This is a genomic window from Saccharothrix australiensis, assembly GCF_003634935.1.
Lineage (GTDB): Bacteria > Actinomycetota > Actinomycetes > Mycobacteriales > Pseudonocardiaceae > Actinosynnema > Actinosynnema australiense.
Window position 1 is genome coordinate 6,198,767 of sequence record NZ_RBXO01000001.1, and the last position, 20,765, is coordinate 6,219,531.

At 73.3% G+C, this 20,765-nt stretch carries 27 protein-coding genes; 17 read left to right on the forward strand and 10 right to left on the reverse strand.

Annotation, left to right across the window (positions count from 1 at the left end):
• Window positions 1-75: 75 nt before the first annotated feature.
• Together C8E97_RS26175 and C8E97_RS26180 are read right to left on the reverse strand one after the other, a co-directional pair.
• Window positions 76-807 carry a DUF4383 domain-containing protein gene (locus C8E97_RS26175; protein WP_121008102.1) on the reverse strand — a complete coding sequence of 244 codons (732 nt, stop codon included), beginning with the start codon at window positions 805-807 and terminating at the stop codon, window positions 76-78.
• A 502-nt stretch (window positions 808-1,309) separates the two neighbouring features.
• Window positions 1,310-1,882, reverse strand: coding sequence for a class I SAM-dependent methyltransferase (locus tag C8E97_RS26180; RefSeq protein ID WP_121008103.1), 573 nt, complete (start codon window positions 1,880-1,882; stop codon window positions 1,310-1,312).
• Between the two features lie 179 nt (window positions 1,883-2,061).
• Between C8E97_RS26180 and C8E97_RS26185 the strand changes: the two genes are divergently transcribed.
• Both C8E97_RS26185 and C8E97_RS34160 read left to right on the forward strand, forming a co-directional pair.
• Window positions 2,062-3,030 carry a zinc-binding dehydrogenase gene (locus C8E97_RS26185; protein ID WP_121008104.1) on the forward strand — a complete coding sequence of 323 codons (969 nt, stop codon included), beginning with the start codon at window positions 2,062-2,064 and terminating at the stop codon, window positions 3,028-3,030.
• A gap of 1,292 nt (window positions 3,031-4,322) precedes the next feature.
• On the forward strand, window positions 4,323-4,607 hold the full coding sequence (locus C8E97_RS34160) for a hypothetical protein (protein ID WP_147455239.1): 285 nt from the start codon (window positions 4,323-4,325) through the stop codon (window positions 4,605-4,607).
• A 397-nt stretch (window positions 4,608-5,004) separates the two neighbouring features.
• Here C8E97_RS34160 and C8E97_RS26200 read toward each other — a convergent pair whose 3' ends face one another.
• From C8E97_RS26200 to C8E97_RS26215, 4 genes are all read right to left on the reverse strand, one after another.
• Window positions 5,005-5,718 (reverse strand): anti-sigma factor family protein, encoded by a 714-nt coding sequence (locus C8E97_RS26200; RefSeq protein WP_121008105.1) that lies wholly within the window; start codon window positions 5,716-5,718, stop codon window positions 5,005-5,007.
• Window positions 5,715-6,266, reverse strand: coding sequence for a sigma-70 family RNA polymerase sigma factor (locus C8E97_RS26205; RefSeq protein WP_121008106.1), 552 nt, complete (start codon window positions 6,264-6,266; stop codon window positions 5,715-5,717). Before C8E97_RS26205 ends, C8E97_RS26200 begins: the two co-directional genes overlap by 4 nt.
• Before the next feature lie 232 nt (window positions 6,267-6,498).
• On the reverse strand, window positions 6,499-6,876 hold the full coding sequence (locus C8E97_RS36605) for a hypothetical protein (protein ID WP_170211996.1): 378 nt from the start codon (window positions 6,874-6,876) through the stop codon (window positions 6,499-6,501).
• Window positions 6,849-7,139: a hypothetical protein gene (locus tag C8E97_RS26215; protein WP_147455240.1), complete on the reverse strand. Its 291-nt coding sequence runs from the start codon at window positions 7,137-7,139 to the stop codon at window positions 6,849-6,851. The genes C8E97_RS36605 and C8E97_RS26215 overlap by 28 nt, the downstream gene beginning before the upstream one ends.
• A 198-nt stretch (window positions 7,140-7,337) precedes the next feature.
• Here C8E97_RS26215 and C8E97_RS26220 point away from each other — a divergent pair, with 198 nt between their 5' ends.
• Entirely contained in the window at window positions 7,338-8,327 is a 990-nt protein-coding gene (locus C8E97_RS26220) for a PHP domain-containing protein (protein WP_121008108.1), read from the forward strand.
• Between the two features lie 173 nt (window positions 8,328-8,500).
• Here the strand turns inward: C8E97_RS26220 and C8E97_RS26225 are convergent, their stop codons facing one another.
• Complete coding sequence (locus C8E97_RS26225) at window positions 8,501-9,505, reverse strand: radical SAM protein (protein WP_121008109.1); 1,005 nt, start codon at window positions 9,503-9,505, stop codon at window positions 8,501-8,503.
• A gap of 193 nt (window positions 9,506-9,698) precedes the next feature.
• Here C8E97_RS26225 and C8E97_RS36300 point away from each other — a divergent pair, with 193 nt between their 5' ends.
• The 4 genes from C8E97_RS36300 to C8E97_RS26250 all read left to right on the forward strand — a co-directional run bounded on the left by C8E97_RS36300 (window position 9,699) and on the right by C8E97_RS26250 (window position 13,105).
• Window positions 9,699-10,607, forward strand: coding sequence for an ATP-binding protein (locus C8E97_RS36300; RefSeq protein WP_246019175.1), 909 nt, complete (start codon window positions 9,699-9,701; stop codon window positions 10,605-10,607).
• A gap of 7 nt (window positions 10,608-10,614) precedes the next feature.
• On the forward strand, window positions 10,615-11,283 hold the full coding sequence (locus C8E97_RS26240; RefSeq protein ID WP_121008110.1) for a response regulator: 669 nt from the start codon (window positions 10,615-10,617) through the stop codon (window positions 11,281-11,283).
• A 210-nt stretch (window positions 11,284-11,493) separates the two neighbouring features.
• Window positions 11,494-12,117: a helix-turn-helix transcriptional regulator gene (locus C8E97_RS26245; RefSeq protein WP_121008111.1), complete on the forward strand. Its 624-nt coding sequence runs from the start codon at window positions 11,494-11,496 to the stop codon at window positions 12,115-12,117.
• A 148-nt stretch (window positions 12,118-12,265) separates the two neighbouring features.
• Window positions 12,266-13,105 (forward strand): NPCBM/NEW2 domain-containing protein, encoded by an 840-nt coding sequence (locus C8E97_RS26250; RefSeq protein ID WP_121008112.1) that lies wholly within the window; start codon window positions 12,266-12,268, stop codon window positions 13,103-13,105.
• Between the two features lie 19 nt (window positions 13,106-13,124).
• Here the strand turns inward: C8E97_RS26250 and C8E97_RS26255 are convergent, their stop codons facing one another.
• Window positions 13,125-13,376 carry a hypothetical protein gene (locus tag C8E97_RS26255; RefSeq protein WP_147455241.1) on the reverse strand — a complete coding sequence of 84 codons (252 nt, stop codon included), beginning with the start codon at window positions 13,374-13,376 and terminating at the stop codon, window positions 13,125-13,127.
• Between the two features lie 70 nt (window positions 13,377-13,446).
• Between C8E97_RS26255 and C8E97_RS26260 the strand changes: the two genes are divergently transcribed.
• From C8E97_RS26260 to C8E97_RS26295, 8 genes are all read left to right on the forward strand, one after another.
• The gene (locus C8E97_RS26260) at window positions 13,447-14,307 is read left to right on the forward strand and encodes a helix-turn-helix domain-containing protein (protein WP_246019176.1); all 861 of its coding nucleotides are present in this window, start codon (window positions 13,447-13,449) and stop codon (window positions 14,305-14,307) included.
• 2 nt (window positions 14,308-14,309) lie between these two features.
• Entirely contained in the window at window positions 14,310-14,492 is a 183-nt protein-coding gene (locus C8E97_RS26265; RefSeq protein ID WP_121008114.1) for a DUF397 domain-containing protein, read from the forward strand.
• Between the two features lie 4 nt (window positions 14,493-14,496).
• Window positions 14,497-14,685, forward strand: coding sequence for a DUF397 domain-containing protein (locus tag C8E97_RS26270; RefSeq protein ID WP_425470597.1), 189 nt, complete (start codon window positions 14,497-14,499; stop codon window positions 14,683-14,685).
• A 10-nt stretch (window positions 14,686-14,695) separates the two neighbouring features.
• The gene (locus tag C8E97_RS26275; protein WP_121008115.1) at window positions 14,696-14,872 is read left to right on the forward strand and encodes a DUF397 domain-containing protein; all 177 of its coding nucleotides are present in this window, start codon (window positions 14,696-14,698) and stop codon (window positions 14,870-14,872) included.
• Window positions 14,873-15,028: 156 nt separating this feature from the next.
• Window positions 15,029-15,388 (forward strand): ATP-binding protein, encoded by a 360-nt coding sequence (locus C8E97_RS26280; RefSeq protein WP_121008116.1) that lies wholly within the window; start codon window positions 15,029-15,031, stop codon window positions 15,386-15,388.
• Window positions 15,385-16,131, forward strand: a complete 747-nt coding sequence (locus C8E97_RS26285; protein WP_121012420.1) for a SigB/SigF/SigG family RNA polymerase sigma factor — start codon at window positions 15,385-15,387, stop codon at window positions 16,129-16,131. The genes C8E97_RS26280 and C8E97_RS26285 overlap by 4 nt, the downstream gene beginning before the upstream one ends.
• Window positions 16,132-16,195: 64 nt before the next feature.
• Window positions 16,196-16,567, forward strand: a complete 372-nt coding sequence (locus C8E97_RS26290) for a hypothetical protein (RefSeq protein ID WP_147455242.1) — start codon at window positions 16,196-16,198, stop codon at window positions 16,565-16,567.
• 114 nt (window positions 16,568-16,681) lie between these two features.
• Entirely contained in the window at window positions 16,682-17,542 is an 861-nt protein-coding gene (locus tag C8E97_RS26295; RefSeq protein ID WP_246019177.1) for a baeRF2 domain-containing protein, read from the forward strand.
• 31 nt (window positions 17,543-17,573) lie between these two features.
• Here C8E97_RS26295 and C8E97_RS26300 read toward each other — a convergent pair whose 3' ends face one another.
• Window positions 17,574-18,536 carry a DNA topoisomerase IB gene (locus C8E97_RS26300; RefSeq protein ID WP_121008119.1) on the reverse strand — a complete coding sequence of 321 codons (963 nt, stop codon included), beginning with the start codon at window positions 18,534-18,536 and terminating at the stop codon, window positions 17,574-17,576.
• A gap of 76 nt (window positions 18,537-18,612) precedes the next feature.
• On the opposite strand from C8E97_RS26300, the gene C8E97_RS26305 reads away from it, so the two are divergent.
• Together C8E97_RS26305 and C8E97_RS26310 are read left to right on the forward strand one after the other, a co-directional pair.
• Window positions 18,613-19,746, forward strand: coding sequence for a carboxylate-amine ligase (locus tag C8E97_RS26305; protein WP_121008120.1), 1,134 nt, complete (start codon window positions 18,613-18,615; stop codon window positions 19,744-19,746).
• A gap of 14 nt (window positions 19,747-19,760) precedes the next feature.
• Complete coding sequence (locus C8E97_RS26310) at window positions 19,761-20,120, forward strand: STAS domain-containing protein (protein WP_170211997.1); 360 nt, start codon at window positions 19,761-19,763, stop codon at window positions 20,118-20,120.
• A gap of 105 nt (window positions 20,121-20,225) precedes the next feature.
• Here the strand turns inward: C8E97_RS26310 and C8E97_RS26315 are convergent, their stop codons facing one another.
• Window positions 20,226-20,654 carry a nucleoside deaminase gene (locus tag C8E97_RS26315; RefSeq protein WP_121008122.1) on the reverse strand — a complete coding sequence of 143 codons (429 nt, stop codon included), beginning with the start codon at window positions 20,652-20,654 and terminating at the stop codon, window positions 20,226-20,228.
• Window positions 20,655-20,765 lie beyond the last annotated feature (111 nt).

A 20,765-nucleotide genomic window follows, 5' to 3' on the forward strand; every position in this document is an offset into this window, starting at 1 on the left:
CTTTCCGGGGAAACAGGCGTTTGCGTTGATGTCAGTGACTGACATCAACGCAAACGGTCATCCGGTGGCGGCGTATCAGCGGTAGTGCCGTGCCTTGTGCTGTTCGGCGATGGCCGGGTCGATCGGCTGGACCGGGCGCGGCGAGACGGTCGGGTCGGCCGATTCGACGCGCGGCTCCCGCTCGGCGTGGTGGCCGTGCGGGTCGGCCTCGTGCAGGCGGCCCTCCTGGTCCCGCTGGACGGGCATCGTCCGCGGGTCGCGGATGCTCTCACCGCGCACCGGCTCCGTGACCGGCTCGTCCGCCGAGCGGTGGACGGGCTGGTCGGCGGGCGGCGCGACCGGCGCCGCGTCCTGCTCCGTCACGAGCTTCCGCCGCGCGGGCAGCACGGCGATCAGCAGGCCCACCGCGGCGAGGCCGAGGTGCAGCCAGTTGTCGTTGGTGTTGAGCGCCAGCGGGTTGCCCAGACCCGCGACCGGGTTGGCCGACACGACGCCGGCCAGCATCAGACCCCACACCAGCACGGCGCCGTAGGCCAGGAACACGATCCAGCCGTACAGCCGGGCAAGCCCCGAGCCGGTGGCCATCAGCAGGCCCAGCACGCCGAACGCCAGGTGGATCACGTTGTGCAGCGGGTTGACCGCGAAACCGAGCAGCATCGAGTGGTGTTCGCCGGCGAAGTCGCCGAACCCCGTCCGCACGAAACCGGCGATGCCGGCCACGAGGAACACCACGCCGAGCAGGCCCGCCAGCACCTGGGCGGGCTGGAGTCCCGCGACCTTGACACGACCGACGGTCGAGTGGGTCATCACGCCCTCCCACGAGGACCACGGGAGCCCGCCAGCCGGGCTCCGGACGACCTTCGGCTACCCGACCGTCACAGAGGGCAAACCGGAGGGTGGACCGGGGGTGGGAGCGAGGAGGGACCGGGGGGCGAGGCGAGGGGCGGACCGGGGTGGGGACGGGCGCACGGACCCGTTCCCGTCCGGACAGGAGTCACCGACCCCGCCGTGCCGGGGTTCCGTCCCGACCCACCCCATGAAGGTCGGGGCGTCGCGGGGCGCGGCATTCCGCGCACATCGCCACGACGAAAAGCGCAAGGTGCCGACAATTGCCCGCCGACACCCGCCCAGGCGCACGCCGAAACGGGCCTATGCGCAGGTCGGCGGCGCTGTGGAGGGCACTTCGCGGAACACGCGCGTCGCCGCGCCGGTCCAGTCGGACACTTCGGTTTTCACCACGTCACCCCCTTTTTCGTCGGCCGACGGAACTATCGCCCCGGAACCGTCCCGCCGTCAAAGCATTAACCCGTTATCGGGTATCGGCGCGCGGCTTGGACCACACCAGCGAGTACCGCCAGTACAGGTGGCGTCGAACCCGCGCGCCGGGGATCAACCGCTCCGCGCCCGCCTTGATCTCGTCGACCGACATGGACCAGTCGCGCACCGGCGCGCTGTCCACGGGGTCGTCGCGCACCAGGCGCACGGCGAGGCTCAACGGCAGCGAAGCCAGGCTGACCGCCCAGTCGCGGGCGGTCTTCTCCTTGGCCAGTCCCAGCACGGCGAGCACGCCGCCCGGCGCGACCAGGTCCCGGAACCGCGCGATGGCCGTGCCGAACGGCATGTGGTGCAGCGCGGCGATGCACGACACGAAGTCGTAGGGCCCGCCGAGGTCGTCGGCCAGCGCGTCCGCACGCCGGAACGACACCCCCGGAACGTCGGCCTCGACGGCCCGGTCGACGGCCGTCACGGCGAGCCCGCGCGCGGCCAGCTTGCCCGCGAACACCCCGTGCCCGCACCCGATGTCGAGCGCCGTCCGCGCACCCGGTGGCACGTGCCCCAGCAGCAGCGGGTGGTAGTACGCGTTGTGGTCGAAGTGCTTCACGCGGTGGAGGACGTACGAGCGCGTGCCGGGGTTGGGCTACAGGCGGGGTCGGTGGCCGAACCGCGTGACCCGGCTGGATGGCCCGGACCGGCCGGAGTGGCGTGGATCGCTCGGAGTTGACCTCCAGTCAAGTCGAACTCCTACCGTGTCGATCAACGACGACCCGAGGGGGAAGCACGATGCACGCCATCCGCCAGCACGAGTTCGGCCCGGCCGAGAACCTGCGCTACGAGGAGACGCCCGACCCGCGCCCGCAGGCCGGACAGGTGCTGGTCGCCGTGCGCGCCGCCGGCGTGCACCTGCTCGACGCGTCGATCCGCCGCGGTGACGCGGGCGGGCCGTTCGCGGTGCCCGAGCTGCCCATGACACCCGGCCGCGAGGTGGCCGGCGTGGTGACCGCGCTGGGCGACGACGTCGACGCGGGCTGGCTGGGCAAGCGGGTCGTGGCGCACCTCGGCGCGGCCCACGGCGGGTACGCCGAGCTGGCCGTCGCGCACGCCGCCTCGCTGCACGAGCTGCCCGACCACGTCACCGAGGACGCGGCGGTGGCCATGATCGGGACCGGGCGCACCGCGTACGGCGTGCTGCGCGTCGCCGAGCTGTCACCGGACGACGTGGTGCTGGTGCCCGCGGCGGCGGGTGGTCTGGGCGCGCTGTTCGTGCAGGAGGCCAAGGCCGTCGGCGCGCGGGTGGTCGGCGCGGCGAGCACCGGCAAGCTGGAGGCGGTGCGCGACCTCGGGGCCGACCTGGTCGTGGACTACACCCGCGACGACTGGGCGGACGTGGTGCGGGCCGAGGTCGGCGAGGTGAGCGTCGCGCTCGACGGCGTCGGCGGCACGCGCGGGCGGCAGGCGTTGGAACTGCTCGGGGTCGGTGGTCGGATCGTGCTGTTCGGCTGGTCGTCGGGCGAGCCGACCCGCATCGAGACCGCCGACCTGTACGCGCGTGGCCTGACGGCGTCGGTCGCGGTGGGGCCGCGCATCCTGAAGAAGATGAACCTGCGGGAGCTGGAGACGGCGGCGCTCAAGGCGCTGGCTGACGGTCGGCTCACGCCGCTGACGACGTCGTTCCCGCTGTCCGAAGCCGCCGCGGCGCACACCGCGCTGGAAAGCCGCGCGACCACCGGCAAGGTCGTACTCCGACCCTGACCACCGACGCCGCGCGGTCGAGCGCCCACACGTGCCACCGCGCAACGGACACCACGCGCCTCACACCGGACCGCCACTCGACGAGTGCCGCGCGTGTCACACACCGAACCACATAAGCGTATACCGTACGCTCACGCCCGATCAGGTTGAGGACACGCCGGAGAAGATCCCGTCGACGGCCCGTGGCGATCTCCTGCCCGGTGGCGACTACGTTGCCACCGAGCAGGAGGACAGGCCGGTGGCCGAGCCGGTCGGAGCACGCCGACCAACCGGGGACGAGGGCTGTCGCCCGCCGGATCACGTGCGGCGGGGCAGGCAGGGCACGATCCGGATGCGCCGGGCGATGATCATCCCCGGCCTCGTCGTCCGGGACCCCCGCGCCGTCGAACACACGGCCGGTCGCGGCCGCCCCGGACACCGTCCGCGATGTCATCCACGACTTCAACGCCCGCGGCCCAGCGGCCCTGGACCCCGGCCGCGCTCTGAGGCGTCACCCGCCGTCGCAAGGGCGGCGACCACAGCCTGGCCGCCCTGAGGTCGACGAGGGCGACCAGACCGGACGGCGCGCCGACATACGTGATCATGGACTACCCGTCGGCCAACAAATTCGACCGGCACGCGACGTAGATCGCGCCCCACACCGGATCGCCACGCAGCGGACACCGCGCGCTTTTCATGCCTGACCAGGTAGGCGTATACCATACGCCAACCTTCGGTCACTACGCCGCGCGGGTCGCGCACCTCACACAAGGCCGCCATACGGCAGGCATCAACCGCCCCATTCCACGGAGGCACGTAGACGTACGACATACGCCCACCTCGGCCAGCACACGACGTAGATCACGCGCCCCACACGGGTCACCACGCAACGGAAATCCACGCGCTTCACTCACACCCGCCAGGTAGGCGTATACCGTACGCCTACCTCCGGTCGCCACGCCGTGCAGATTGTGCGACTCGCACCGGGCCGTCATACAGCGGACATCATGCACCTCACGCCGAGCCAGTTAGGAGTACGACGTACGCTTACGCGAGATCACCACGCGACACAGATGGTCCGCCTCACGCCGGCCCCACACGGCGAACACCGCGCGCTTCTCATGCCGGATCAGGTAGGCGTATGCCATACGCTCACTTTGGTCGCTGCGGCGCGCAGATCGCACACCTCACACCCGGTCGCCACACAGCGGACATCGACCGCCCCACTCCGAGGAGGCACGCAGACGTGCGGCATCCACCCCCTCGGCCAGCACACGGCGTAGATCGCGCGCCCTACACCGGGTCGCCACGCAGTGGACACCCACCGCAAGGACGACCCGGACCGCGAACTTGAACGCGCCGATGAAGCCGCCAGCTTCCGCGCGCCGGGTCCGGGCACCGTCCTCGCGATCGCCGCAGCCAGGCCGCAGCCAGGCCGCAGCCAGGCCGCCGCCAGGCCGTGGCCCGCCGTCGCCCACCGCCGGCCGCGCCGGCGGCTCAGCAGCCGCCAGAACATCGAAAGCGTGCCGCTCGCGCGCCATTTGCTCGGCGATCCACCGCCGGATGACGGCTCGCTTCGCTCATACCGGGCCAGGTAGGCGTATTGTGTACGCCTACCTTCGATCGCTACGCCGTGCAGATCGTGCGACTCGCACCGGGCCGTCACACGGCGGACGTCATGCACCTCACGCCGAGCCACTTAGGAGTACGGCATACGCTTACGCGTGATCGCCACGCGATACAGATGGTCCGCCTCGCGCCGAGCCCACGTGGCGAACACCGCGCGCCACACGCCAGACACTTAAGAGTACGGCGCACTCTTACGCTCGGTCGCACGCATCGCGGATCGTGCGCCTCACACCGGCTGCCATGCGGCGGGCATCGTGTGCCCTTACACCAGGCTCCCACGCTGCGGACACCGTGCGCCCCGCTCCGCCCGCGAGGCGGGGCGCACGGGCGGTTCCGGGAAGCGGACGGCCCCGGCACCGCGCGACCTCAGAACCGGACGGTGACGATGTGCCGTTCCGCGAAGTTGCGCACCTCCACCGCGACGACGTCCTCGGGCGCGACCAGCGCCGAGCCGTCCAGGTTCGTGCCCTCCCGCTCCCCGAGCGGCGACACCAGCCAGCTACCCGCCTCCCGCCGCGTGCCGTCCTTGGCCACGACGAACAGCCGGCACTGCTCGTCCTGCGCGACACCGGCCACCGACGCGTTCACCCGCACCCAGCCGGGCGCGGGTTGGAGCAGCGCGGTCAGCCGCGCGCCGGTCACCGGGTCGACCGCCGTGCCCACCCGGTCGCGCGTGCCGGTCGCGGGCGGCGCGGGTGGCGCGGGCGGCGTCGACACCGCCTGCCGGTCGGCGGGCGCGGTGCTCCGGCCGGCGGCGAACCCGCCGCCCAGCACCACCGCCGCGACCGCCGCCGCCACCAGCCCCACCGCGAACCGCCGACGCCGCACCCGGCGGTCGCGTTCCGCGCGGGCCTGGCGCAACGCCCGCCGCAGCACCGGGTCGCCACCCTCGGGCGGGCCGTCGAGCAGCAGTTCGGGCGGCACCTCGCTCATGGCCTCCTCGACGGCCCGCAGCTCCTGCTCCTCGGCGCGGCACACCGGGCAGCCCGCCAGGTGCTCACGCACCGCGCGCACCTCCGGCCCGTCGAGTGCACCCAGCACGTAGGCGCCCAGCAGCTGTGAGTCGTGGTGCGTGGTCATCCGGTCACCCCCTCCAGCGCGGCCCGTCGTCCGACGAACACCTCTCTCAGCGCGCGCAACGCGTAGTGCGATCTCGACTTGACCGTGCCGGGCGGCACACCCAGGGCCGCCGCCGCCTCGGCGACGCTCCGCCCGCGGAAGTAGATCTCCAGCAGCACGTCGCGGTGGTCCGACGACAGGCGGTCCAACGCCTCCAGCACCACCACCGCGTCCACCACGGAGTCGGCGTGGTCGCGCTCCACCGGCGAGGTCGCGGGCGACTCGGCCACTTCCCTCGGACGGGCGGCACGTGCCCTGATCCGGTCGGTGACGAGGTTGCGCGCCACCGTGAACGGCCAGCCGCGCACCGGACCCCTGCCGTTGAGCAGGACCTCCGGGTGCCGCCACGCGCGGACCAGCGTCTCCTGCAGGATGTCCTCGGCCGCCGCCCGGTCGCCGGTGAGCCTCGTGGCGTAGGCGAGCAGCGCCCGGCCGTGCTCCGCGTAGAGCGACCGGATCAGCGCCTCGTCGGCCGCGGCTTCCCGGTTCCGGGCCCACGAAGCCGCCATCCGCCCGCTCCTCTCGTCGCCCCCCCTGCCCGCGAACACGGACGGCGACCCGGTTCGGTTGACCGCAGGCGCGCACCGGCCCGGTTCACCGCGGAACGCGCCCGGCACGCGGCAGGTGACGGCCCGGAGCCGAGGCGATCGCGACCCACCTCGACGGCGATCGCGACCCACCTCGGCCGCCTCGCGGTGGTCGCCGAGCGGTGTTCGGTCCGGCAGGCGGCGGGGAGCGCGGTCAGGCGCAGGTGCGGCCCTCGTTGACGCACGCGGTGATCCGCGCCATCAGCGCGTCCGGCATGGCGTTGACGAACATCGCGTGGTCCGTCCGGGGGTCGCGGCGCTGCTCGGGGAAGCTGTCCAGCGCGAACGGCCGGCCCGGCGGCACGCCGTAGGCCACGCGGACCCGCAGGCGCGGCACCGGGAAGGTGCCCCTGGGGCACGCGCTGCCCGCCGCCGGGAACGCGATGTGCGCGCGGTGCGAGGCGGTGTCGGTGTTGCGGCCGACCGAGGCGACCACGGTGTGGCCGAACCGCTGCAACAAACCGACCAGGCCCTCGCGGAGCAACACCGCGTCGTCGGCGATCACTACCCGGAACCGGCGGTCTGCGGGCACGGGATCTCCACTCGAAGCAGGGTCGGCCCACCGGCCGGACTCGATATCGACAGTGTGCCGTCCACGACGGCGAGGCGGTCGGCCGGCCTGAGGTGCCGGCCCTCGTTGCGCCCGCAGTCGACGTGGAACGCGCCCGTCGACGCGTGCCCGCCGGCGGCGACCGGCGGTGCCGGGACCAGCACGTCGTCGATGGCGATGAACCGCCCGTCGGCACCGCACCCGGCGAGGAGGACGACGAGCACCGGCAAGGACATCCGCCGCACGGCCACCAGCTTGCCAGTGCGCGCGCCCCGGACACGTCCGTCCGGAGGCGGCGCCCCGCCGCCCGGTGACGAGGCGGGGCACGGCCATCCGGCGGCGGACGCGGCACGGGCGGCCCGGCAGTGGCGGTGGCGCGCTCCTCCGTTGCCCCGAGGCCGGTTGACGCGCGTCCCGGACGCGGGCGGAGTAGACAGGACCGGGTGGACCCCCTCTGGGCATTGCGGCAGGTGGCGTTCCAGTTGGAGCGCGCGGGCGAACCCACGTACCGGGTGCGGGCGTTCCGGCGGGCCGCCGACGTGGTCGCGGCGCTGCCGGCGGGCGACCTGGCGCGCCGGGTCCGGGACGGCACGCTCACCGACCTCAACGGCATCGGCAAGGCGACGGCGGGCGTGATCGTCGACGCGGTGGAGGGCCGCGAACCGGCCTACCTGTCGCGGTTCCGCGAGCCGGTGGTCGGCGGGCAGGCCATGCGCGCCCTGCTGAAGGGCGACTGCCACACGCACTCGGACTGGTCCGACGGCGGCAGCCCGATCCGCGAGATGGCCGAGGCGGCGCGCGACCTGGGCCACGAGTGGATGGTGCTGACCGACCACTCCCCCCGGCTGACCGTCGCCAACGGGCTGTCCGCCGAGCGGCTGCGCAGGCAGCTCGACGTCGTGGCCGAGCTGAACACCGAACTCGCGCCGTTCCTGGTGCTGACCGGCATCGAGGTGGACATCCTCCTCGACGGCTCGCTCGACCAGCACCCGGACCTGTTGGCGCGGTTGGACGTCGTGGTCGCGAGCGTCCACTCCAAGCTGCGGATGCCGAAGGCGGAGATGACCGAGCGGCTGCTGACCGCCGTCGCCAACCCGCACGTGGATGTCCTCGGGCACTGCACCGGCCGGTTGGTCACCGGCAGGGGCAGGCCGGAGTCCGAGTTCGACGCGGAGGCCGTGTTCACCGCGTGCCGGGACAACGGGACGGCGGTGGAGATCAACTCGCGGCCGGAGCGCCGCGACCCGCCGGGGCGGCTGCTGCGGCTCGCGGTGGAACTGGGCTGCACGTTCGCCATCGACAGCGACGCCCACGCGCCCGGCCAGCTCGACTGGCTGTCCTACGGGTGCGAGCGCGCCGAGGAGTGCGGCGTCGAACCGGACCGCGTGATCAACACGAGGAGCGCGGCGGAGCTGCTCGCCGGACGCGCCTGACCACCGGCACCGGCCACCGGCACCGACATCGGCCATCGACACCGACCGCTGGCACCGGCCGCCGACGCTGCCACCACACCGGCCGCCGACCTCGGTTACCGGCATTGACCAGCGGTTCTCGCGACTGATGTCAGTCACTGACATCAGTCGCGATCGACACACCGCCGAAACAATCAACGTCCTGCGGCGGCTGGTCGATGGGCACGCGACGCGCGGACCAGGTGCCCGTACCAGGGGATCAGCGGACCGGTGCGGCCGTCCACCAGCCGCTGCCACGTGGTGCGGCACAGCTCCCGGAACGGCGACGCGTCCCACGACCCGACGAGGTCGGCCAACGACCGCTCGTGCACGTTGCCCAGCGCGTAACGGCGGTCGAACCCGTAGGACACGGGCACGACCGCGCCGTTCGCCTCGACCACCAGCCGGGGCAGCCACCGGCCCAGCGGCGTCGACCCGGCGATCGGCGCGGCCATGAACGCCGCCGGCCGGCGGGCCAGCACGGTGCGCGGCACGGCGTCCAGCTGCACGGACAGCCCGTGCTCCTCGGCGATGCGCCCCAGCTCGACGGCCGCGTAGGCGAGTTCGACGGCGTCCGGCCGCTCACCCGCCAGGAAGCGGCTCGCCGCGCCCTCGGGCTCCAGCGGGTGCACCTGTAACAGCAGCGCGCCGGACCGCGACGCCGCCAGCGCCACGTCGCCGAGCTGGGTGGCGTTGCGCTGGGTGAGGGTGGTGACCACACCGACCGGGATGCCCGCCTCGGTGAGCCGCCGGATGCCGGTGAGCGCCCGGCCGAAACACCCTTCCTGGTCGCGGATGCGGTCGTGGGTCTCCTGGTCGCCGTCCAGCGACACGGCCACCAGGTCGACCAGTCCGCGCACCAGTCCGATGCGGCGCTGGGTGAGCGCCACCGCGTTGGTGGTGATGGTCGTTCGCATTCCGGTCGCCCGCGCGGCGCGCAGCAGGGCGGAAAGCTCCGGGTAGAGGAACGGTTCGCCGCCGGACACGTTCAGCACGTCGTACCCGAGGGTGGCGGCGTCGGCGACGACCTGTGACAACACGGCGATGGGCACCGACTCGGCGACGTCGGGCCCGGAACTGGAGTAGCAGTGCAGGCATCTGAGGTTGCACAGCCTCGTCGGGTGAACCTGTAGGACCGCCCCGCCGCCCCTCTGCCCCATTTCCACCCTCCCGTGTCATCTGCTAACCGTATGGAGCAGGCAACGGACGCGGCGATACGTCATTCCGTCACCATCGGCGCGATCAATTCCTTCCAACGTGGGAACCTGTCGGTTCTTTGAAACGAGGGGTGACCGTTCTCCGACGTTCTTAGCGAATCGGGGCAGCCGGGTTCCGCCGGGTGGGGGAGGGCGCATGCGTCGCAGGTCCGCTGTGTCCACCGACCCGGCCGACGAGGCCCACCGCCGGGTGCTGCGGGACCTGCACGACGGGTTGGGGCCGTCGCTCGCGGCGATCGCGCTCGGCCTGCGCGCGGCGCGGCACCTGGTGGCGCGCGACCCGGCGGCGGCCGGGTCGCTGCTGGCGCGGCTGGAGGACGAGGCGCACGACGCCGCCCGCGAGGTCCGGCGGCTGGCCGCCGGCGCACGCCCCGCCGCACCGATCACCGACGCCTCCCCTGCCGCACCGATCACCGACGCCCGCCCTGCCGCACCGGCCGCCGACGCACGCCCGGCGGAGCCGACTGCCGACACCCGCCCCGCCGAACCAGTCGCCGACGCGCGCCCTGCCGCACCAGTCGCCGACACGTGCCAGGCGGAGCCGGCCGCCGACACGCGCCAAGCCGAACCGACCACCGACACGCGCCCTGGCCGGCCGGTCGCCGACGCGCGCCCCGCCGCACCGGCCACCGGCGACTGCCCTGCCGAGCTGGCCGCGCTCGGCCTGGTCGGCGCGGTCCGGGCGCACGTCGCGGTGCTGGCGGACCGGCACCCGGTGCGGGTGCTCGTCCGGGTCGACCCGGCGCTGCCGGAACTGCCGGTCGCCGTGCGGGTGGCGGCGTACCGGATCATCCGCGAGGCGTTGACCAACGTCGTCCGGCACGCCCGCGCGCGCACCTGCGAGGTCCGGCTGTGGTGCGCGGACGGCCTGCACGTCGAGGTCGTGGACGACGGGTGCGGCGCGGACCGGGCCGCGTCGGCCGGCGTGGGGCTGGGCTCGATGCGGGAACGCGCGCACGAGGTCGGCGGGACGTGGGCGATGGAGGGCGCCGCCGCGGGCGGCACCCGGATCGCCGTCGCCCTGCCGGTCGCGGGCGCGGTGTGAGCGGGCGATGCCGCCGGCGCTGCGGGCGCTCGTCGTGGACGACCACCCGCTGTTCCGCTACGGGCTGTCGACCGCGCTGAGCGCCGCTTCCGACGTGGCCGTGGTGGGCGAGGCGTCCGGCGGGACGGCCGCGGTCGCGATGGCCGCCGCGCTGCGCCCGGACGTGGTGGTGATGGACCTCAACATGCCGGACCTGGGCGGGGTCGAGGCGACGCGGCGCATCGTGGCGCACGACCCCGGCGCGCGGGTGCTGGTGCTGACCATGTTCGACGACGACGATTCGGTGTCCGCCGCGATGCGCGCGGGCGCGCTGGGCTACCTGCTCAAGGCGGCCCGGCCGCAGCAGGTCGTGCGGGCGGTGCGGGCGGTCGCCGAGGGTGAGGCGATCTTCAGCCCGGCGATCGCGGCGCGGCTGTCGGCGTACTTCGGCGGCGCGGCCGGGTTCGGGGTGGCGGCGTTCCCGGAGCTGACCGCGCGGGAGCGGGAGGTGCTGCTGCTGATGGCCGTCGGCCGGGGCAACGCCGCGATCGCCCGCGTGCTGGTGCTCAGCCCGAAGACCGTGCGCAACCACGTGTCGAACATCCTGCGCAAGCTGCACGTCACCGACCGCGCGCAGGCGGTGTCCCGAGCGAAGCGGGCCGGTTTGGGCGACGAGCCGGGACACCTCGGGACCTGAGCCCGTGGTGCCGGGCCGCGTCGGCCGGCGACGATGTCGCCCAGGAAGGGCCGACACCACAAGCCGACGCCGCAGATCGGGCGGGAGCCGGTGACCCGCAGTCGGTGCCGGCGAGCGCATGCCGGGCTGGTTCCGGGCATCGGAGCCGGGAGCCGGGCAGCGGCGCCGAGGAGTCGGAAGCCGGGAGCGGGTCGCGAGGCGGGAGCGGACATGAACGGTGAGCGGATCGTGGTGGTCCTGCACGCGGCGGACCCCATCAGCAGGGTCGGGGTGACCACCGCGCTGCGGTCGCGGCCCGAGGTCCGGTTGGTGGAGCCCGGCGAGCCCGCCCCGGTCGCGCTGGTGGTGCTGGAGGTGCTAGACGGCGCGGCGCGGCGGCTGCTGCGCCGCCTCCAGGCGCCGGGCAGCCCGAACGTCGTGCTGGTCGCGGGTGACATCGCGGACCCCGCGCTGCTGGACGTCGTCGGCGGCGGCGTGTCGGCCGTCGTCCAGCGGTGCGACGCCACCCCGGACACGTTGGTGCGCCTGGTGAAGGCCGCCGCGGCGGGCCAGGGCGCGCTGCCGCCGGACCTGCTGGGCAGGCTGCTGGACCGGGTGTCCCGGTTGCAGCGCGACGTGCTGCACCCCCGCGGCTGGACGATGGCGGGCATGTCGGAACGGGAGGCCGAGGTGCTGCGGCTCGTCGCCGACGGGTTCGAGACCAGGGAGATCGCCGAGAAGCTGTGCTACTCGCAGCGGACCGTCAAGAGCATCCTGCACGACATCACCAACCGGTTCCGGCTGCGCAACCGCGCGCACGCCGTGGCGTTCGCGTTGCGGGAGGGGCTCATCTGACGCCCCGCGCGGGCCGTGCCGACGCCCTATTTCCACCCGCAACAACCGCACAAATAGGGATCTCCGCCTAGACCGTTCCATGCGTATTGGCCGACCCCGGATCGGTGCTACTGTGCGTCACCAGCCGACCGGAAAGGATTCATGAGCAATGGATGGCCGGCACCACCGGGATGATTCAACCGACAACCACCCCACAAGTGGTCCGACCACATCGAGGACGACCATTGCCGCGACGCGCTGGGCCGGTGCCGCCACCGGTCTGACCGGTGCGCTCATCGCCATTCTGACATTTCCCACCGCACTGCTGAAAATCGCCGGCACGGTGGTGTGCGTCGTCATCGGCGCGGCCACCCTCCTCGCCGCCCGCGACCGGGACAGGCCCTCGGCGGGCCTGCTCGCCCTGCTGGCCGGCGCGAGCGTCGCCACGTTCGCCCTGGTCATCGTGCTCGGCAGCCAAGGCGCGCCGGCACCCGCGTCGACCGCGGGCCCGACGCCCGCCGCCACGACCACCTCCGCGCCCGGCACGCCGAGAAGCACGCCCGCCGGCCCGTCGTCCCGCCCGAACACCATTTCGCTGACGGATTTGCGCCCGGTCCGCAACGACGCCACCGAGAATCTGTGGACCACCGGGCCGATGCGCTTGCGGAACGTCTCCCACGACCACGCGCTGGCGGCCACCGGCGCGTGGTGCGGTTCGGTCCGGGTGGAATTCGCCCTCGACGGGAAATATGACCGGTTCTCGGCGGTGATCGGCATATCCGACGAATCCGCGGAAACCAAACCGCTCGACTTCTTCGTGCTGGCCGACGGCCGGCCGGCCGCGGACTTCCCCGCGACCGGCCGGACACCGCGACTGGTGGAGGTGCCGGTCGCCGGCGTCACCCGCCTGGTGCTCGGCCTGGAGCCGCCGGACGGCGACGTCAGCTCGTGCCCCGGCCCCGAGCGGGTCGGCGGCTGGGCCGACCCGCTGCTGACACCGGCCGGGTGACGCGCGCCGGGTGACGCGGTCAGCCTTCGGTCAGGTCCTCGGGGATGTCGCGCACGTCCTCGAACCAGGAGGTGATGTTGTCGAGGGCGGCGGACACCAACTCGGCCTGCCGGGGCGTTATGGCGATCACGCTGCCGTCGGAGTCGGTGACCCGGACGTGCGGCAGCGTCAGTTCGATGCTGGCCGGCCCGACCCCATCGGCGGCGGGGATGACGAATTTCTTGCGCAGCGGGACCTGAGCCATGTGCGCGAGCTGCTCTTGTGCGTTCATAAAGGCACGCTGACACGTTGCAACCGGTGCAATATATAGCCCAATCGTGTCATTGCCGAACATAGTCCGCATGGCCAGCATGAACCACATGCCAGGTAACGCCTACACCTCCGTGCGGTCCCGCACGGTCGCCAACGCGCTCCGACTATACCGCGAGCAACACCAGTTGAGCTGCGAGGACGTGGCCTCGATGCTCGGCGTGTCGGCCAGCAAGATCAGCCGCATGGAGACCGGCAAGAGCGGCCTCCAGATCGACGACGTGGCCTCCCTGCTCGGCTTCTACAAGGTGCCCGCGCCACGCCGGAAAGAACTGCTGGACCTCATGCGCAAGGGCGAGGAGATGGGGTGGTGGGAACGCCAGGCGGGGCTGCCGAAACTCTGGCGCGCGCTCATCGACTTCGAGAACAAAGCGTTGCGCATACACAACTACGAACTGCTGATGGTGCCGGGCCTGCTCCAGACCGCCGAGTACACCCGTGCCCTGGTGAAGGCCATCGACCCGACCGTGTCCGACTACGAGCTGGACACCTTGGTCTCCGCGCGGATGGCGCGGCAGACCTTGTTGTCCCGGAGCAACGCCCCGCAGTACCTGGCGGTGATCCACGAGGCGGCGCTCCGCATCCAGGTCGGTGATCAAGCGGTGATGCGCCGCCAACTCCGGCAGCTCCAGGACGCCGCCGAGCGCCCGAACGTCACGGTGGTCGTCGTGCCGATGGACGCGGGACCACACGTCGGGTTGCGGGGTTCGTTCATGATCCTGGAGTTCCGCCACGAGCCGGCGATAGTGCACGTCGAGAACCAGGTGACCGGCCTGTTCCTCGAAGACCCCGCCGACTTGGAGGGTTACCGCCTTGCTCTCCGCAATATTCTCGGAGTCGGCCTTGCACCGGGTGCAACGGCCGACCTGCTCGCCGCACTGATCAAGGAGTGACCGTGGACCTCACGACCGCCCGCTGGCGCAAGAGCACCCGTAGCAGCAACACGTCGAACTGCGTCGAACTCGCCCGCACCGCACAGGCCGCCGCCATCCGCGACTCCAAGAACCCCACCGGCCCCACCCTCACCCTCACCACCAAGGCACTGACCAGCTTCCTCACCGCCCTCAAGCAGCACTGAGAGAGTGACCGTGGACCCCACCACCACCCGCTGGCGCAAGAGCAGCCGCAGCACCAACACGTCGAACTGCGTCGAACTCGCCCGCACCGAGGAGGCCGCGGCCATCCGCGACTCCAAGAACCCGGGCGGTCCCATGCTCGTCCTCACCACCAACGGCCTGACCGCCTTCCTCGCCGGTCTCAAGCAGCACTGAGGGAGTAACCGTGGACCCCACCACCACCCGCTGGCGCAAGAGCAGCCGCAGCGGCACCGCGTCCAACTGCGTCGAACTCGCCCGCACCGCACAAGCCGCCGCCATCCGCGACTCCAAGAACCCCACCGGCCCCACCCTCACCCTCACCACCAAGGCACTGACCAGCTTCCTCGCCACCCTGAAGTAGCACCGGGCACGCCGCACCGGTCCGGGCCGGCGTCACGGGGGCCGCTCACCAACCGTGACGCACCCGCCTCCATCCGGGTCCGGCTTTCACGATTCCGTTGCTCCGTCCTGTGTGGACGCGGGTGTAACCGGGTCACCGCTCGGGTATGCGCCATGCATGGACAGCGCGGAAGTGGAACTCAGGCTGGAGGCGCGGCCGGCGTACCTGTCCACCGTCCGAGCGGTCGCCGGGGCGCTGGCCAGGTCCACTCCCGAGCTCGCCATCGACTTGGTCATCGCGGTGGACGAGGCGTGCACGACCCTGATCGCCAAGGCGGCCCGGCACGCCGAACTGGCCTGCCGGTTCGTCCGGGACGGTGATTCGGTGCGGTTCCTCGCACAGGTCGCCTCCTCGGCCGTGACCGTCCCCGACCACCACTCGTTGTACTGGCGGGTCGTCAGCTCGGTGACCGACACCGTGGCCACCTGGGTGGACCGGGACGGCCTGCTGCACGTCGAGCTGAGGTGCCGGGCATGAACGCGGTCGACTACCAGCCGCTGTTCGTGGAACTGGCGGCGACCCAGCGGGACGGCTCGCGCTACGCGCAGCTGCGCGACCACCTGGTGACCGAGCACCTGCCGCTGGCCAGGCACATCGCCGACCGGTTCGCCGAACGCGGCGAGAACGTCGAGGACCTGCGGCAGGTCGCCGCGCTGGGGCTGATCCACGCCGTGGACCGGTTCGACGCGGCACGCGGCATCGAGTTCCTCGCCTTCGCGGTGCCCACCATCACCGGCGAGGTCCGCCGCTACCTGCGCGACCAGGGCTGGGCGCTGCGGGTGCCGCGCCGGCTCAAGGAGCTGTGCGTCGCCATCGACGGCGCGCGCGTGGAGCTGGCCCGCCGCACCGGCCGCTCGCCCAAGCCGACCGAGGTCGCCCGGCACCTGGGCATCGGGCTGGACGAGGTGTACGAGGGGCTGCACGCCACGTCCGCGCACCACCTGCTGTCGCTGGACGAGCTGGCCGGCGGCGGCGAACTCGACAACGCCGACGGGCTGGTGTGCGACGACCCGGCGCTGGAGGTGGTCGAGTTGCAGCACGCGCTGGACCCGATGCTGCGCGGCCTGCCCCGGCGGGAGCGGCGGATCGTCGTCCTGCGGTTCTTCCGGAACATGACGCAGAGCCAGATCGCCGACTCGGTCGGCGTGTCCCAGATGCACGTGTCGAGGCTGCTGAGCCGTTCGCTGGCCCGCCTGCGCAGCCTGCTCGACGACGAGTGACGAGCGGCCGGGCCGACGGGCGGCCGGGCCGATGACGAGTGACCGAGCGAGAGGAGTGATCGCCGTGGCGGACCTGTCCTGGCCGCAGCGCGCGGCGTTGGCGCTCGGCGCGCTGCTGGTGGTGTGGGCCGTGGCCGACCTCGTGGCGGGCCGCGCCCAGCTCGGCGTGCTGCACGTGGCCACCGGCCTGGTGGTGCTGGCGGCGGCGTTCCGGGTGCGGGCCGCGCGGTTCGCGGGGACCGTGCTGGGCGTGGTGTTCCTCGTCGTGTTCGCGTACGCGACGAGCGACACCGGCGGTCCGCTCAACGCGGGCCCGCTCGGCAACGGGGTGCACCTGCTGCTCGGCTTCACGTCGGTGGCGCTCGCGCTCGGCTGCGTCCGGTGCGAGCAGCGGGCCGCGCGGCCCCACGGCCGTCGCGCGGGACGGTTGCCCTGATCCCCTGACGGGTACCTCCCGAGTGAACGGCGACCGGGAGGGAACCGAATGCACACCACGGGCTGGCACGGGGTCATCGGAGTGGATGGCCCGTTCGTGTCGGTGTACCTCGATGTGAGTGACCACGTGGACCTGCGGTGGCGCGCGATCCGCGACCAGTTGGAGGGCGCCGGCGCGGACCTGTCGCTGTTGGCGGTCGTCGGGTCGGCCCTCGCGGAGGACCCCTCGCCGGGCGCACCGCGCGCGGGTCGCGGGCTGGTCGCCGCGGAGGGCCGCGTGCTGGTGGACTGCCGGCTGCCGGTGCCGCCGTCCGGGTACACGGCCCGGTTCGGCGGGTTGCCGTACCTGCTGCCGCTGCTGGACCTGTCGGAGCCGTTGCTGCCGCACGTGGTCGTGCGGGTGGACGCGCACGGCGCGGAGCTGCGCGGCGTGGACCCGAGCGGGCGGGCGGTGGCCGTGGCGTCGGTCGGCGCGCGGCGGCCGGACCGGCGGCTGGCGGCGGAGGAACTCGCCGACGTGGCGCAGGAGGCGACCGCGCTGGTGGACCGCCTCGACGCGCCGCTGCTGGTGCTCGCGGGCCCGTTGGCGGCGCGCCGCTCGCTGCGGGTCGCGCTGCCCGGCCGGTACCGCCACCTGGTGGTGGAGGTGGAGGGCGCGCCGGAGCGGGCCGTGCTGCACCTGGCGGGACGGGCGAACCAGGACGCGCGGCGCGCGGTGGTGCAGCGGTTCCGCGACGAGTCGGCGCGGCTGACCGGTCGGGCGGTGCACGGCCTGGAGGCGGTGCGGGCGGCGTTGGAGGAGGGCGCGGTGGACACGCTGCTGCTGACCGATCCGCTGGTCGGCTCGCGCGAGGTGGACGGCGGGCGGGCCGACGAGGTGCTGCCGCTGCTCGCGACGGCGGGCGGCGCGGACATCGCGCTCGTGGGGAACGCGGTGCGGTTGCACGAGGACGCGGGCGCGCTGCTCCTCCCGTGAGACCGGGATCGGGTCCCCGGACGGTGGGCCGTCAGCCCCGCAGCAGCTCCACGACCGACTTCTCCACCGTCTCGCGGTCCCCGTCGGTGTCCTGGAGCACGACGCCCTTGTGGTACAGGGCGACCACCCGCGGGTCCACATAGGACTTGCGCGCCACGGCGGGCGTGTTGCCCAGGTTCTCCGACACCTCGCGCATCACGGCCGCCTCCACGCTCTTGCGCCCCCGCTTCGACGACGGCCGGTCGCTGCTCGCGAACGCCACGGCGGCCAGCACGGTCGCGTGCCACGTCCGCAGGTCCTTGACCGTGTACTCGTCGCCGACGAGTTCCTTGAACCGCTCGTTCACGTCCTCGGCCGTCACGCCCCGCCCGGAGCGGTCCACCAGCAGGCGCTCGTCGCCGGAACGGTCGCGCAGCAACGACTTCACCGCCCGCGCCAGGTCGGCGTCGGCCACGCTGGTCTTGAACCGGATGCCGCCCTTGGCCGGGTAGTCGAACTCCACGGTGGACCCGCGCACGCGGACGTGCGAGCACAGCAGCGTCGCGACGCCGTGCGTGCCGTTGTCCTCCGCGTACGACTCGCCGCCCACCCGGAACACGCCGCGGTCCAGCATGGCCAGCGCCGCCGCCACCACCCGCTCGTGCCGCCTGCCGCGAGCGCGCAGGGCCCGCGCCACCTCCTCCCGGAACCCCGGCAGCGCGGGCGCGAGTTCGAGGACGCGGTCGTGCTTCTCCTCGTCCCGCTCCCGCCGCCACCGGTCGTGGTAGAGGTACTGCCGTCGGCCGGCGGAGTCGGTGCCCACGGCCTGGAGGTGGCCGTTCGCGTGCGGGCACACCCACACGTCCCGCCAGGCGGGCGGGATCGCGAGCGACTTGATGCGGGCCAGTTCCTCCGCGTCCGGTGTCGCGCCGTCCGCGTCGGTGTAGCCGAAGCCCCGGCCGCGGCGGCGTCTCCGCCAGCCGGGACCGCTCGGGTCGCTGCGCCGCAATCTCATCACCGCGTGGTGCCCGGATCGGGGACGGGTGAAACTACCGGGATTGAAAACGGTGCGGACGGGGTATGGGACGCGCATGACGCAGCCGTGGACCGTCGGGGTGGAACAGGAGTTCCTCCTCGTCGACCCCGAGACGCGCCTCCCCGTGCCGAGGGCCGAGGAGGTGGCGCGGCACGCCGGCGACGGGCTCGACGTGCAGCGCGAGTTGACGCCGTTCCAGATCGAGGTCGCGACGCCGGTCTGCCGCACGTCCGCCGAGCTGGCCGACCAGGTCCTGCTCGGCCGCACCCAGCTGGCCGAGGCGGCGCGGGAAGCCGGGTGCCGGCTGCTCGCGGCGGGCGTGCCGCCGGTCGGCACGGCCGGGCCGCCGCCGGGCACCGACGAGCGCCGCTACCGGCTCATGGAGTACTCCCACCGCAAGCTGCTCGGCGGGCAGGGCGTGTGCGGGATGCACGTCCACGTCGGGGTGCCCGACCGGCGCACCGCCGTCCGCGTGTCGAACGCGCTGCGGCCGTGGCTGCCGACGCTGCTCGCGCTCAGCGCGAACTCGCCGGTGGAGCAGGGCAGCGACACCGGGTACGCGAGCTGGCGCTCGATGGTCTGGTCGCGCTGGCCGGTCGGCGGGCCGCCGCCGCACCTGGACTCCCCCGAGCACTACGACGACCTCGTGCGGACCCTCGTGCGGACCGAGGTGGTGCTGGACTCCAAGATGGTCTACTGGGACGTGCGGCCTTCGTCACACGTGCCGACCGTGGAGGTGCGGGTCGCGGACGTGCCGCAGACCGCGCGCGAGGCCGTCGTCGTCGCCGAGCTGGTCCGGGCGTTCGCCCGCACCGCGGGCACCTCCGCGCGGGACCCCGGACGGGTGGACGACGTGCTGCTGCGCGCCGCGTACTGGCGTGCCGCGCGGGACGGCGTCGACGGGCTCGCGGTCGACCCGCGCACGGGACGGCTGGTCTCGGCGCTGGACCTGGCCGCCGAGCTGGTCGCGCGGTGCGCGGACGCGCTCCGCGACGCCGACGCGCTGTCCACTGTGGAGGGTCACTTGGCGTGGCTGCGCGTCAACGGCAGCGGCGCGGCGCGGCAGCGCCGGGCGCTGGACGCGTCGGCCGACCCGTGTGACGTGGTCGACCTGGTCCTGGGTGAGACCGTCGCCGACGGCCGCGCCGGACTACCGTGGACGTCGCACCGCACCGGCGGTGCGCGATGAGAGAGGAGACCGGCGTGCCAGAACCCGCGGCGACGCTCGCGTCCGTTCGGGTCGACGAGCCGGCGGACGGTGTGGTGGTGCTGCACGTGTCGGGCGAGTTGGACACGAGCAGCGCGGACGAACTCGCCAGACCGCTGAAGAGCACGTTGACCGAGGGCTTGCGGGCCGTGGTGGTGGACCTGCTCCAGGTCCGCTTCCTCGGGTCGGCGGGCTTGGAGGCGCTCGTCACGGGCAGCAAGCGCGCGCAGGAGCTCGGCGTCCCCCTGCTGCTGGTGGCGTCCGGGCGCGCGGTGCTGCGCCCGATCCAGGCGACCGGGCTGACGGCGGTGTTCACCATCGTGGAGACCGTGGACGAGGCCCTGGTGAAGGTCTGAGGTCCGGCGACCGGTGGCGGCGCGCGCCCCGCGCGGGGGTGCGCCGCCGGGCCGGTCGCACCGGCCCGCCGCCGGGCCGGGCGGCCCTCGACGCCCGCGAGCCGGTCAGTCCCGGCCGATGTCCTCGGACCACAGCTCGGGCCGGGCGGCGGTGAAGTCGCGCATCAGCCCGGCGCACACCGGGTCGTCCAGCAGGGTGATGTCGACGCCGTGCTCGGCCAGCCAGTCGTGGCCGCCGTGGAACGTGCGCGCCTCGCCGATCACCACGCGCGGTATGCCGAACTGGCGGACCAGGCCGCTGCAGTACCAGCAGGGCGACAGCGTGGTGACCATCACCGTGTCCCGGTAGGTGCGGCGGCGGCCGGCGGCGCGGAAGGCGGCGGTCTCGGCGTGCGCGGAGGCGTCGCCGTCCTGCACGCGGCGGTTGCGGCCCCGGCCGAGCAGCGTGCCGTCGACGGCGAACAGCGCGGCCCCGATCGGGATGCCGCCCTCGGCCAGGCCGGCGCGGGCCTCGGCCACCGCGACGGCGAGCATGTCCTGTGCGTCCACGCCCGCCAACCTACTTCCCGGCAGCAGGCGCGACAGCGGTCACGGCAGCACGCACGACAGCGGGCACGACAGCGGGCGTGACAGAACGCACGACAG